Source organism: Bradyrhizobium sp. MOS003, from assembly GCF_003020125.1.
Lineage (GTDB): Bacteria > Pseudomonadota > Alphaproteobacteria > Rhizobiales > Xanthobacteraceae > Bradyrhizobium.
In genome coordinates, this window is record NZ_PYFW01000004.1 from 631012 (window position 1) to 643738 (window position 12727).

Sequence of the window (12727 nt, forward strand, 5' to 3'; positions counted from 1 at the left end):
CTTACGTGAACGAGCCGTTACGTGAACAACGTCGGCTGCCGGGCGGCGCGCTCCTGCGCTTCGACGACCGCCACTGCCGTCATGTTGAGGATGCCGCGTGCCGTCACCGAGGGGGTGAGGATATGTGCAGGGCGCGCGGGGCCGATCAGGATCGGGCCGACGGGAAGCGCGTCCGCCAGCGACTTGATCATCTGGTAGGCGACGTTGGCGGTGTCCAGCGTCGGCATGATCAGGATGTTGGCTTCGCCCTCGAGATTGGAGTGCGGCAGCACCATTTTTCGCGCCGCCGCCGACAGTGCCGTGTCGCCCTGCATCTCGCCGTCCGCCTCGAGCTCTGGATGCTTTTCCTTGAGCAGCTGGGTCGCGCGGCGCATCTTGCGCGAGGAATCGGTGTCGTAGCTGCCGAAATCCGAGTGCGAGACGAAGGCGATCTTCGGCTTGATGTTGAAGCGCTGGACGTGGACCGCGGCGAGCGATGCGATCTCGGCAAGCTCTTCCGCGCTGGGATTGGGTCGCACTTGCGTGTCGGCGATGAAGAAGGCGCCCTTGCTGGTGATCAGCAGCGCCAGCGCCGCGTAGTCACTGATGCCAGGGCAAAAACCGATGATCTCTCTGACATGGCGCAGATGGCTCATGTAGCGGCCTTCGACGCCGCAGAGCATCGCATCCGCCTCCCCACGCGTCACCGCGAGTGCTGCGATCACCGTGTTGTTAGTGCGCACCACGGTGCGAGCCGCATCCGGCGTCACGCCGCGGCGGCCGGCGACCTCGACATAGGATTGCACATAGGAGCGGTAGCGCGGATCGTCCTCGGGATTGACGAGGTCGAAATCCTTGCCGGCGCGGATCGACAGGCCGAAGCGCTTGATGCGGGCGTCCACGACGGATGGACGGCCGACCAGGATCGGCCGGGCCAGGTTTTCCTCCAGCACCACCTGCGTGGCGCGCAGCACGCGCTCGTCCTCGCCTTCGGCGTAGATCACGCGCACCGGCTGGGTCTTGGCCTTGGCGAACACCGGCTTCATGACGAGGCCGGAGCGGAAGGCGAAGCGCTCCAGCAGCGCGGTGTATTCGTCGAAATTGGTGATCGGCCGCGTCGCGACGCCGGATTCCATTGCCGCCTTCGCCACCGCCGGCGAGATGCGCAGAATCAACCTGGGATCGAACGGGCTCGGGATCAGCGAGCCCGGGCCGAAGCCTTGCGTCTCGCCGGTGTCGAAACCCTGCGCGACGGCATCCGACGGCGCCTCGCGCGCAAGCTGCGCGATGGCCTCGACGGCCGCGAGCTTCATCTCCTCGTTGATGGCGCTGGCGCCGACATCGAGCGCGCCGCGGAAGATGAAGGGGAAGCAGAGGACGTTGTTGACCTGGTTCGGATAGTCGGAGCGACCGGTACAGATCATCGCGTCAGGGCGCACCTTGCGCGCCTCCTCCGGCATGATCTCAGGGGTCGGGTTGGCAAGCGCCATGATCAGCGGCTTGTCGCCCATCGCCTTGGCCATGTCAGGCTTGAGCACGCCGGGCGCGGAGAGCCCGATGAAGATGTCGGCGCCGCCGATGACGTCACCGAGCGTGCGCTTGTCGGTTTTCTGCGCGTAGACCGCCTTCCAACGGTCCATCGTGGTGTTGCGGCCTTCGTGAACAAGGCCATCGATGTCGCACACCCAGATGTTCTTGCGCTGCGCACCCATCGACACGAGCAGATTGAGTGTCGCGATCGCCGCAGCCCCTGCTCCTGATGCCACGATCTTGACGTCGGACAGCTTCTTTCCGTTGAGTCGCAGGGCATTGGTGACGGCGGCGGCGACGATGATGGCGGTGCCGTGCTGGTCGTCGTGGAAGACCGGGATCTTCATACGCTCTTTCAACTGCGCCTCGATCTCGAAGCACTCCGGTCCGCGGATGTCTTCCAGATTGATGCCGCCGAAGGTCGGCTCGAGCGCCGCCACGGTTTCGACCACGCGCTCGATGGTGTCGGCGGCGATCTCGATGTCGAACACGTCGATGCCGGCGAACTTCTTGAACAGGACCGCCTTGCCTTCCATCACCGGCTTGGAGGCCAGCGGGCCGATATTGCCGAGGCCGAGCACGGCGGTACCGTTGGAGACCACCGCGACCAGATTGGCGCGCGTGGTGAGCGTGGCGGCTTCCGCCGGATTCTTCGCGATCTCGGTGCAGGCCGCGGCGACGCCCGGAGAATAGGCAAGCGCGAGGTCGCGCTGGTTGGCGAGCGGCTTGCTCGCCTGGATCTCGAGCTTTCCGGGGCGCGGCAGTCGGTGATAGGCCAGCGCCGCCTGGTGGAGATCATCGGAATAGGACGACATGCGGTCTCTTGCCTCGCGTTACCGGCCTCAAACTACGGTGTCCTGACCGGTCTGTCGCGGGTCGCGGTATTCCGGGTCATGGAAACGGGATGAAGCACGCCGGGCGCCCCGGTGGCAACATCCGATTGCGCCCCCATCAACAGGGCGCGCGGTCAAATATCTGATTGCGCTAGCTTTCCATGGACCGCGCGGCGTTTTGCGAATATGGCAGGTTGCGCGGTGGAAAATGAGCAACTGGAGCTGAGAATGAAGCGGATCGTGGTCGGCCTGGTCGCACTCCTCGTGCTCGGCGCGGGCGGATGGTTCGGCTTCAATCTCTATGTCCAGCACCGGGCCACCAGCGAGGTCGAGGCGGCGTTCGAACAGATGCGCTCCGGCGGCGGCAAGGCGAGCCACGGCAAGATCACGTTCGAACTGGCGAGCCGGACGCTGACGATCGAGGACATCAATGTCGAGCCCGACCAGCCGCGGCTCGCCAACGTCAAGATCGCAAAGGTCACGGCCGTCGGCCTGCGCCAGCCGGATGACGCCCGTTTCTCGGCCGACAGCATTGAAGTGTCCGGGGTCGAGGTCGCCTTCACGTATACCGAGCCGGCCAAGCTGAAGGCGAACTACAAGATCCCGCAAGTCAGCGCCCGCGATTTTTCGGGCCCGACCCGCGCGGACGGCACGTCGCTATCCGGTTCGATCATCGACATGTACCGCTTCATGCTCGCGCAATACGCCACCGTCTCGGCGTCCTCGATCGTGGTGCCGACCGTCACGGTCAATGTCGATGCAGGCCCCGGCACCCCCGGCGGCGGCGACTACGTCTATTCGGGCCTGTCGGTGCAGAACGTCGACCGCGGCAAGATCGAAACGGCGAAGACGGACCGCATCACCTTTACAATCGACCTCGCCCAGCCGGGCAAGCCCGCGAAAATGACCGGCGAAATGTCGGGTCTTGCCGCCCACGATTTCGACGCGACCGCCGTGCGGGCCGCTCTCGATGAGCACGGGTCGAGCGACGACAGCTTTCACAGGATCTATCGGCGCATCTCGGTCAACTCCTATGTGGTGACGACGGCACCGGGCGTGCGCGTGCAGGTCGACGGCTTCGCCTTCGACGACATTTCTATCCGGCCCTCGAAATTCCGCCCGGCCGAGATCATCGCGCTGGTGCCGGCTGATGGCTCGACCCCCACGCCGGCGCAGTCGCGCGACATCATGGCAAAGGTGGCCGACTTCTTCGAGGGCTTTCGGATCGGCAAGGTCGAAATCGGCAAGCAGACGGTCGAGACGTCGCAAGGAACTGGGCGGCTCAACGCCGTCAAATACGACCAGGACAGGATCGCGCTGGAAGGCCTCGTCATGCCGCTGCCGCAGGGGCAGCTCAAGATGGAGAGCTTCGCTCTGAAGTCCTTCAGCGCGGCGAAACTGATGCGCTGGGCGGCGAGTCTTCGATCACCCGGACAACCGCCCTCACCCGATCAGATGCTCGGCCTGTTCGGGGTGCTCGAAGGCGCCGAAATCAAGGGCGTGGTCTCGCCCTACAAGACCACGCGGCAGCTCTTCACCGTCGATACGATCAGCCTGAACTGGAGCCAACTGGTCGGATCGATTCCGAGCAGGGCCAATCTGGTCGTGAAGATGGTCACGCCGACCGATCCTGCCAATCCGGCGCTGCAGCCGCTGATCATGGCAGGCGTGGACAAGCTCGCGATCGACGTCGATCTCGGTGCGGCCTGGACGGAATCGTCGGGGGCCTTCGCGCTCGCGCCGGCCACGATCGATCTGGGCAATCTCGCCAGGGCTCAGGCCCGCCTCGCGCTCGCCAACGTGCCGCGCGGCCTGTTCACGACAGATCCGGTGCAGGCGATGGGCCAGGCGACGCAGGTCGAGACTGGCGCGATAGAGCTCTCGCTACGCGACAGCGGCGTGGTCGATCTCGTCGTGGCGCAGTTCGCGCGCATACAGAATGTCAGCCGCGACGCCGCACGCAACGCCATCGTCGAGATGATCAGGGCGCAAGGTGAGAGGATCGCCGCCTCCAATCTCGATGCCAGGACTGCGGTCGATGCGCTTGCGGGATTCGTCGCAACGTCAGGCCAAACGCTCACGATCAAGCTGACCCCGCTCGGCAAGCTGCCGGTGCTTCAGCTCATGGATGTCCTCAACAACGAGCCGATCATCGCGCTGGCGCAGTTCAGGATCGAGGCCTCGACGGGGTTGTAGGCAAGAGAGGCGATCTCGTGTCCCGGACGCGCTGCAACGCGCGAGCGTTGCTGCGCAGAGCCGGGACCCAGAACGCTTGATGCTCGCTGAGACATGGGCCCTGGCTCTGCAGCGCACCGCTAAGAAGCGCTGCGCAGCGTCCGGGGCACAAGTTCCTCACTTCTGCGGCAGGTTCACCCGCACATGCAGCTCACGGAGCTGCTTTGTGGTGGCTTCCGACGGGGCGCCCATCAGCAGGTCCATGGCCTGCTGGTTCATCGGGAACAGCGAGATCTCGCGCAGATTGTTGGTGCCGCACAGAAGCATCACGATGCGGTCCACACCGGCGGCCATGCCGCCATGCGGCGGGGCGCCGTACTGGAAGGCGCGGTACATGCCGCCGAAGCGGTCGACCACTTCCTGCTCGCCATAGCCCGCGATCTCGAACGCCTTCACCATGGCTTCCGGAACGTGGTTGCGGATGCCGCCCGAGGCGATCTCGTAGCCGTTGCAGGTGATGTCGTACTGGTACGCCTTGATGGTCAGCGGGTCCTGGCCCTTCAGCGCGTCGAGGCCGCCCTGCGGCATCGAGAACGGGTTGTGCGAGAAGTCGACCTTCTTGTCCTCCTCGTTGTACTCGTACATCGGGAAGTCGACGATCCAGGCGAGCTCGAACCGCTCCTTGTCGGTGAGATTCAATTCCTCGCCGACCTTGTTGCGGGCCAGACCCGAAAACTTCCAGAACTTGTCGGGATCGCCGGCGACGAAGAAGGCGGCATCGCCCTCCTTGGTGCCGATCTGTGCGCGGATCGCGGCGGTGCGCTCCGGCCCGATGTTGTTCGCCAAGGGACCTGCGCCCCCGCCGCCCTCGCGCCACATGATGTAGCCGAGCCCGGGCTGGCCCTCACCTTGCGCCCACGAGTTCATGCGGTCGCAGAAGGCGCGGCTGCCGCCGCCCGGTGCCGGAATGGCCCAGACCTGGTTCTTGGGGTCCTCTAACATTCGCGCGAACACCTTGAAGCCGGAACCGCGGAAATGCTCGGAGACGTCCTGCATCTCGATGGGGTTGCGCAAATCCGGCTTGTCGCTGCCGTATTTGCGCAGCGCTTCGGCGAACGGGATGCGGCGCCAGTTCTTCGACACCGGCTTGCCCTTGGCGAACTCTTCGAACACGCCCGTGATCACAGGCTCCATGGCCGCGAAAACGTCTTCCTGAGTCACAAAGCTCATCTCGACGTCGAGCTGATAGAACTCGCCGGGCAGACGGTCGGCGCGCGGGTCCTCGTCGCGGAAGCACGGCGCGATCTGGAAGTAGCGGTCGAAGCCCGACATCATCAGCAGCTGCTTGTACTGCTGCGGGGCCTGCGGCAGCGCGTAGAACTTGCCGGGATGGATGCGCGACGGGACGAGGAAGTCGCGCGCGCCTTCCGGCGAGGACGCGGTCAGGATCGGCGTGTTGAACTCGAAGAAGCCCTGCCCCTCCATGCGCCGGCGCATCGACTTGATGATGTCGACGCGCGTCATGATGTTCTGGTGCAGCTTCTCGCGCCGCAGGTCGAGGAAGCGATATTTGAGCCTGATGTCTTCGGGATATTCCTGGTCGCCGAACACCGGCAGCGGCAGGTCGCCGGCCGGGCCCAGCACCTCGATCTCGGTGACATAGATCTCGATCTTGCCGGTCGGCAGATCGTCATTGTCGGTGCCCTCGGGCCGGCGGCGGGCCTTGCCGTCCATCCGCACCGTGAATTCCGAGCGCAGCTTCTCGGCCTGCGCGAAGGCCGGCGAGTCCGGATCGACCACGCACTGGGTCAGGCCGTAATGGTCGCGCAGGTCGATGAACAGTACGCCGCCATGGTCGCGAACGCGATGGACCCAGCCCGACAGGCGGACCGTCTCGCCGATGTTGCTCTCGCGGAGCGCGCCGCATGTATGTGACCGGTAGCGATGCATGGTCGTCCCAAAAATGATGTCGGAGGAAACGAATCGGACGACCTGTCACGGCCGGTCCGAGATTGCGGCAGGGTTTACCCGACGAGGCCGGAGGCGGCAACCAAGGGAACGCCCTGTTTTGGGCCGGAGGCGTCCAATTTTGCCCAATCTGGGCCCATCCCTTTGCCATTAGCCGTTCCAGCCCTATCTTGAAGCCATGACAGTGCATTTCCCCTTCCAGAACTCCTATTCGACGCTGCCGGACAGCTTCTTTGCCCGCGTCGCGCCGACCCCGGTCGCGGCCCCCCGGCTGATCAAGTTGAACCGGCCGCTGGCGCTCCAGCTCGGGCTTGATCCTGACTTGCTGGAGACCCCCGAAGGCGCGGCGATCCTGGCCGGCAAAACGGTTCCGGAAGGCGCCGATCCCATCGCCATGGCCTATGCCGGCCACCAGTTCGGGCATTTCGTGCCCCAGCTCGGCGACGGCCGCGCCGTCCTGCTCGGCGAGGTCATCGACAAAGACGGCGTCCGCCGCGACATCCAGCTCAAGGGATCCGGTCCCACCCCATTCTCCCGCCGCGGCGACGGCCGCGCCGCGCTCGGACCCGTGTTGCGCGAATACATGGTCAGCGAAGCCATGTTCGCGCTCGGCATTCCGACCACCCGCTCGCTCGCGGCCGTGATCACTGGCGAGCACGTCATGCGCGAGACCGCGCTGCCCGGCGCGGTGCTGACGCGTGTCGCCTCGAGCCACATCCGGGTCGGCACCTTCCAGTTCTTCGCCGCCCGCCGCGATACCGAGGCGGTCCGGCGGCTCGCCGACCACGTGATCGTCAGGCACTATCCGGAGCTGCGCGACGCGGAGCGGCCCTATCACGCGCTGCTCGCCGGCGTGGTTGCGCGCCAAGCCCAGCTCGTCGCACGCTGGCTGCTGGTTGGCTTCATCCACGGCGTGATGAACACCGACAACAGCTCCATTTCCGGCGAGACCATCGATTACGGCCCTTGCGCCTTCATGGACACCTACAATCCTTCGCAGGTGTTTTCCTCGATCGACGAGATGGGCCGCTATGCCTATGCCAACCAGCCGCGTATCGCGCTGTGGAATCTGACGCGCCTCGCCGAATGCCTGCTGCCGCTGTTTTCCGACGAGCAGGAGAAGGCGGTCGCCGAAGCCCAGGATATTCTCGGCGCCTTCTCCGACCAATTTAGCGCCGCCTATCAGGCCGGGCTGCGCAGGAAGGTCGGCTTGTTCACCGAGCGCGACGGCGACGAGGCGCTGATCCAGGACCTGCTGGATGCCATGGCCAAGAACCAGGCCGACTTCACCCTCACCTTCCGCAAGCTCGGCGATGCCGCCGTTGATGACAGCGCGGATGCGCGTGCGCAGTTCATGGAGCCCGCAGCCTTCGACGAGTGGGCCGGCCGCTGGCGCGCGCGCATCGCACTGGAGCAGGAAGGCGCGACCGAGCGGCAGGCCGCGATGCACTCGGTCAACCCGCTCTTCATCCCGCGCAACCACCGCGTCGAAGCCGTGATCCAGGCCGCCGTGAATGACGACGACTACGCACCATTCGAGGAATTGGTGAAGGTACTGGCCAAGCCGTTCGACGATCAGCCCGAGTACGCCGCCTACGCCGATCCGCCGCTGCCGGACCAGCGTGTGCTGCAGACGTTCTGCGGGACGTGAGGCGGGTTCGAGCGCTCACGACCATCCCCAAATTATGCACTGCGTGGATCGCGCCTTGCGCGGTCCGTTGCGGTTCCGCGGGCCCTGTGGACACCTCTGCCCGCGGGAACCGCTGTCATCAAACTGAAACACACACACTCTAACCGCCTGTCAGGGTCGTCTTGCTGGAGACGTCCGTTCTCCAACACACTCTGACAAGCGCCATGCCCTTCAAATTCATCCACCTCACCGACACGCATCTGGCGAATCCCGGCTCGACCCTCTATGGCCTCGATCCGCGCGCCCGGCTGGACGCGGCGATCGCCGACATCAACAAGCACCAGGCGGATGCTGCCTTTGCGGTCGTGACCGGCGACCTCACCCATTGGGGCGAGGCTGAATCCTACGCCAATTTCGCCGACGCGATGGCCGCGCTGACGATCCCTTACATCGCCATGGTCGGCAATCACGACCGCCGCGTCACCTGCCTCGACGCGCTCAAGGCCGCGCCGCGCGATTCCAACGGCTTCGTGCAGGGCACGCGCACCACCGAGCACGGCCTGTTCGTCTTCCTCGACACGCTGGACGAGACAAGCCACGCCGGCGAGATGTGCGCCAAGCGCTTCGACTGGCTCGCGAAGACGCTCGCGGCTGCGCCGGCCGACATGCCGTTCGTCGCGTTCATGCATCACCCGCCCTTCCCGATCGGCGTCCATGCGATGGACGAGATCGGGCTGAAACAGAGCGCGGAGTTCGCCGAGGTGATCGCGCCCTATCGCTCCCGCATCCGCCACCTCTTCTTCGGTCATGTGCACCGTCCGATTTTCGGCAGCTACGGCAAGATTCCGTTCTCCACCCTGCGCGGTACCAACCATCAGGTCTGGTTCGAGCTCGACGCCGGCGCGCCGCATCTGGCGAGCCACGAGCCGCCCGCCTATGGCGTGGTGCTGATCGACGACGAAAACCTGGTCGTACACAGCCACGACTTTCTCGACACCAGTCTGCGCTTCCCCTTCGAGCCACCGGCGGGGGTGGACGGCCGCGACTATGCACTCAACTTTCCGGCGCGGTGAGATGAGCCTCGCCGAACCCGCGACTCTTCCGGTCGCGACCTCGGCGGCGCCGCGCCTGCACGTGCCGAAGCGCCTCGTCGGGCGCATCAAAGCTTCGCTGCCCGCCTATCTCCTGTTGCTGCCCTCGCTGGTCTTCCTCGTGCTGTTCACCTATGGCGCGATGGGCCGCGTGCTGATCGATGCGCTCTACCAGCGCGCCACACCGAAGGCCCCGGTCCGCTTCGTCGGTCTCGACAACATCGCGGCGGTGCTGGCCGACCCCGCCTTCTCCAGCGCGGTCGTCAACAATCTCGTCTATGCGGTCGGCACGGCGATCCCGAGCATCGGCCTCGCGCTGCTGTTCGCGCTGACGCTGTCGCGCACCCATGCCGTGAGCAGCGCGCTGCGCGCCGCGCTGTTCCTGCCGGTGCTGATCCCGATGGTCGCAGCCTCCGCACTGTTCATGTTCATCTTCCTGCCCAATGTCGGCCTGCTCGATTACTATATCGGCCGCCTGCTTCCGGTGCTGCCGAACTGGCTCGGCGACCCCGACATCGCGCTTTATGCGATCATGATCATCACGATCTGGAAGAACGCCGGCTATTACATGCTGTTCTTCCTCGCCGGCCTGCAGGCCGTGCCCGAAGACGTGATGGAAGCTGCGCATCTGGACGGCGCCGGGCCTTACCAGCGCCTGCGCCATATCATCCTGCCGGAGCTCAAGCCCACCTTCCTGTTCGTCATCGTCATCGCGATCCTCAACGCGGTGACGCAGGTCGACCACGTCTTCGTCATGACTCAGGGTGGGCCGTCGAATTCGACCAACCTCGTGCTGTTTTACATCTACCAGCAGGCGGTCGAGCATTACGACGTGGGCAAGGCCTCGGCCGCGACGCTGCTGACGCTCGCCGCGCTGATGGGCCTCACCGCGCTCTCCTTCCGCACCATGGCCAACCGCGAGGGCGGGCCATGAAGCTGATCGACCGGCTCTACAAGGACGCGCCGTTGGCCACACGGGGCGAGATCACGCCCAAGCTCGGCTTCCTGCTGACCGTGCTGCTCGCGATCGTCTGGCTCATCCCCTTCCTGTGGATGGTCGTCGCGACGCTGCGCCCGGCCTCCGACGGCATCAACGCCATGGCCGAGCTGATGCCGAGCCTGAAGCCGACGCTCGACAATGTCAGGGACGCCTGGGAGATCGGCGACTTCCCGCGCTACACGCTCAACACCACGATCATCTGCGCTGGCATTCTGCTGGTGCAGTTCGTCACGATCACGCTGGCGGGCTTTGCCTTTGCGCGCCTCGACTTCGCCGGCAAGTCGCTGATCTTCTATCTGTTCCTCATGCAGCTGATGCTCGTGCCGGTGCTGCTGATCGTGCCGAATCTCAGCCTCGTGGCGCGGCTCGGCCTCTACGACACGCTCGCCGGCGTGATGATGCCGTTCTTCGCCTCGGCCTTCGGCACCTTCCTGATGCGCCAGGCGTTCGAGGCGATCCCGACCGAGCTCGAAGATGCCGCCCTTATCGACGGCGCGACCCTGCTCCAGCGCATCCGCCACATCTACGTGCCGCTGTCGATGCCGAGCTTCTCGGCCTTCGCCATCATCTCGGTGACCAGCCACTGGAACGACTTCCTTTGGCCGCTGATGGTGATCAATTCGCCGGACAAGCGGCCGCTCACGGTCGGGCTCTCGGTCTTCACCAAGACCGCCGAAGGCACGCAGGCCTGGGGCACCATCGCCGCTGGCACGCTGATGGTTATCGCACCGCTGCTCATCACGTTCCTGATTTTCCAGAAGCGCTTCATCAGCTCTTTCGTCACCTCAGGCATCAAATAGGAGATTCTTCGATGCTGTTTTCCCGCAGGCTCGTGTTCGGCCTCGCCATGGCAAGTAGTTTGGCAGCCACTTTGGCCGGCGCCCTCGCCGTCCCGGCGATGGCCGAAGGTCCGACCGAGATCGATCTGTTCTTCCCCGTCCCCGTCGACGGCAAGCTCGCCCGCGACATGGGCACCCTGATCAAGGAGTTCAACGACGGTCATCCCGACATCAAGGCGACCGCCGTCTACACCGGCTCCTATGACGACACGCTGATCAAGACGCGCGCCGCGATCAAGGCCGGCAAGCCGCCGTCCGCCGTGATCATGTCGGCGAACTTCCTGCTCGACATGCAGATCGAGAACGAGCTGACCAACCTCGATGCCCTGATCAAGGCCGACGGCACCACCAAGGAGCAGTTCCTCGGCCAGTTCTTCCCCGCGCTGCAGGGCAACGCGGTGATCAACCGCTCCGTCTACGGCGTGCCGTTCCACAATTCGACGCCGCTGCTCTACATCAACGCCGACAAGGCCAAGGAAGCCGGCCTCGATCCGGCCAAGCCGCCGCAGACCTGGGCCGAACTCACCGACTGGGCCAAGAAGCTCACCAAGCGCGAGGGCGACAAGGTGACGCAATGGGGCATCGCGATCCCCTGCGCCTACGACTATTGCGGCTGGATGATGGAAACGCTCACCATGAGCAATGGCGGGCGCTACTACAACGAGGAGTTTGGCGGCGAGGTGTATTACGACACGCCCTCGATGCTCGGCGCACTCTCCTGGTGGAACGACCTCGTCTACAAGCACAAGGTCCATGCCCCCGGCGCGACGCCGGGACCAGCCGTCAGCACCTCCTTCATCTCGGGCAATGCCGCGATGATGATGCTGTCGACGGGCTCGCTTACTTACGTGCGCGACAACGCCAAGTTCAACTACAAGGTCGCGTTCATTCCGCGCAACGTCCGCAACGCCGTGCCGATCGGCGGCGCCTCGCTGATCGTGCCGGCCGGTCTCGAAGCCGACAAGCAGAAGGCCGCCTGGACTCTGATCAAGTGGATGACCTCGCCGGAGAAGAGCGCCTGGTGGAGCCGCGCCACCGGCTATTTCGCGCCCAACATGGCGGCGTACAAGACGCCCGAGATGGTCGACTTCCTCAACAAGAACCCGGACGCCAAGACCGCCGTCGAGCAGCTCGACGTCGCAAAGCCGTGGTTCGCAACCTACAAGACCGTGCCGGTGCGCAAGACGCTGGAGGACGAGGTGATGCTGGTCCTCAACGGCAAGAAGCAGCCGAAGGAAGCCCTCGCCGCCGCGCAGAAGGCTGCCGACGAGACGCTCAAGCCGTACAATGCGGAGACGTCGCTGAAGTTGCCGTAGGGGCTGCTGCAACGGCAAACGAGCATCGGCGCTCCGCCCGGGCGGGGCGCCGAATTCGTTTCGGCCTCCCATTAACCCCTTGTCCACCATCCCGCCGGCCCGGCCGCCGGTAACCATTGCAATTAACAGACCCTCAACGCACCCCCGACAAATCTAGCTATGTTTCTGGAGGTTTCGCCGTGGATCTGTTGGTTATCGAGTTCCTGGGACTGGCGCTGGTCGCCATGTGCGTCGTCGTGGTGGCGCTGCCCTGCGCCCGCAAATCCTCGCACCGGATCCGCTACGAATAGGAATTTCGTCGGAAAAAGCGATTCCGGCCCGAATTCAAGGCTCGAATTCGCACTGAGCCCCTTGACATCACAGCAC

Annotated in this window: 8 protein-coding genes; 6 read left to right on the forward strand and 2 right to left on the reverse strand. The window is 64.9% G+C overall.

What is annotated here, in order from left to right; all coding sequences use genetic code 11:
* Nucleotides 1-17 precede the first annotated feature (17 nt).
* On the reverse strand, nucleotides 18-2324 hold the full coding sequence (locus C7G42_RS21895) for an NADP-dependent malic enzyme (RefSeq protein ID WP_106951000.1): 2307 nt from the start codon (nucleotides 2322-2324) through the stop codon (nucleotides 18-20).
* Nucleotides 2325-2570: 246 nt separating this feature from the next.
* On the opposite strand from C7G42_RS21895, the gene C7G42_RS21900 reads away from it, so the two are divergent.
* The gene (locus C7G42_RS21900) at nucleotides 2571-4538 is read left to right on the forward strand and encodes an aq_1923 C-terminal domain (RefSeq protein ID WP_106951001.1); all 1968 of its coding nucleotides are present in this window, start codon (nucleotides 2571-2573) and stop codon (nucleotides 4536-4538) included.
* 156 nt (nucleotides 4539-4694) lie between these two features.
* Here the strand turns inward: C7G42_RS21900 and aspS are convergent, their stop codons facing one another.
* Nucleotides 4695-6467, reverse strand: coding sequence for an aspartate--tRNA ligase (gene aspS, locus C7G42_RS21905; protein WP_106951002.1), 1773 nt, complete (start codon nucleotides 6465-6467; stop codon nucleotides 4695-4697).
* 196 nt (nucleotides 6468-6663) lie between these two features.
* Here aspS and C7G42_RS21910 point away from each other — a divergent pair, with 196 nt between their 5' ends.
* The 5 genes from C7G42_RS21910 (at nucleotide 6664) to C7G42_RS21930 (ending at nucleotide 12361) form a co-directional block, all read left to right on the forward strand.
* Nucleotides 6664-8136 (forward strand): protein adenylyltransferase SelO, encoded by a 1473-nt coding sequence (locus C7G42_RS21910; RefSeq protein ID WP_106951003.1) that lies wholly within the window; start codon nucleotides 6664-6666, stop codon nucleotides 8134-8136.
* A 203-nt stretch (nucleotides 8137-8339) separates the two neighbouring features.
* On the forward strand, nucleotides 8340-9188 hold the full coding sequence (locus tag C7G42_RS21915) for a phosphodiesterase (protein ID WP_106951004.1): 849 nt from the start codon (nucleotides 8340-8342) through the stop codon (nucleotides 9186-9188).
* Between the two features lies 1 nt (nucleotide 9189).
* Nucleotides 9190-10140 carry a carbohydrate ABC transporter permease gene (locus C7G42_RS21920; RefSeq protein ID WP_199581052.1) on the forward strand — a complete coding sequence of 317 codons (951 nt, stop codon included), beginning with the start codon at nucleotides 9190-9192 and terminating at the stop codon, nucleotides 10138-10140.
* Nucleotides 10137-11006, forward strand: a complete 870-nt coding sequence (locus C7G42_RS21925) for a carbohydrate ABC transporter permease (RefSeq protein WP_106951006.1) — start codon at nucleotides 10137-10139, stop codon at nucleotides 11004-11006. The genes C7G42_RS21920 and C7G42_RS21925 overlap by 4 nt, the downstream gene beginning before the upstream one ends.
* Nucleotides 11007-11017: 11 nt before the next feature.
* On the forward strand, nucleotides 11018-12361 hold the full coding sequence (locus tag C7G42_RS21930; protein ID WP_106951007.1) for an ABC transporter substrate-binding protein: 1344 nt from the start codon (nucleotides 11018-11020) through the stop codon (nucleotides 12359-12361).
* The last annotated feature ends 366 nt before the right edge of the window (nucleotides 12362-12727 follow it).

What these genes read in the sequence shown, in the direction of transcription:
- C7G42_RS21930 (WP_106951007.1), top strand. Translation starts at nt 11,018, where the DNA reads ATGCTGTTTTCCCGCAGGCTCGTGTTCGGCCTCGCCATGGCAAGTAGT.
- C7G42_RS21915 (WP_106951004.1), top strand. Translation starts at nt 8,340, where the DNA reads ATGCCCTTCAAATTCATCCACCTCACCGACACGCATCTGGCGAATCCC.
- C7G42_RS21895 (WP_106951000.1), bottom strand. Translation starts at nt 2,324, where the DNA reads ATGTCGTCCTATTCCGATGATCTCCACCAGGCGGCGCTGGCCTATCAC.
- C7G42_RS21900 (WP_106951001.1), top strand. Translation starts at nt 2,571, where the DNA reads ATGAAGCGGATCGTGGTCGGCCTGGTCGCACTCCTCGTGCTCGGCGCG.
- C7G42_RS21910 (WP_106951003.1), top strand. Translation starts at nt 6,664, where the DNA reads ATGACAGTGCATTTCCCCTTCCAGAACTCCTATTCGACGCTGCCGGAC.
- C7G42_RS21920 (WP_199581052.1), top strand. Translation starts at nt 9,190, where the DNA reads ATGAGCCTCGCCGAACCCGCGACTCTTCCGGTCGCGACCTCGGCGGCG.
- C7G42_RS21925 (WP_106951006.1), top strand. Translation starts at nt 10,137, where the DNA reads ATGAAGCTGATCGACCGGCTCTACAAGGACGCGCCGTTGGCCACACGG.
- aspS (WP_106951002.1), bottom strand. Translation starts at nt 6,467, where the DNA reads ATGCATCGCTACCGGTCACATACATGCGGCGCGCTCCGCGAGAGCAAC.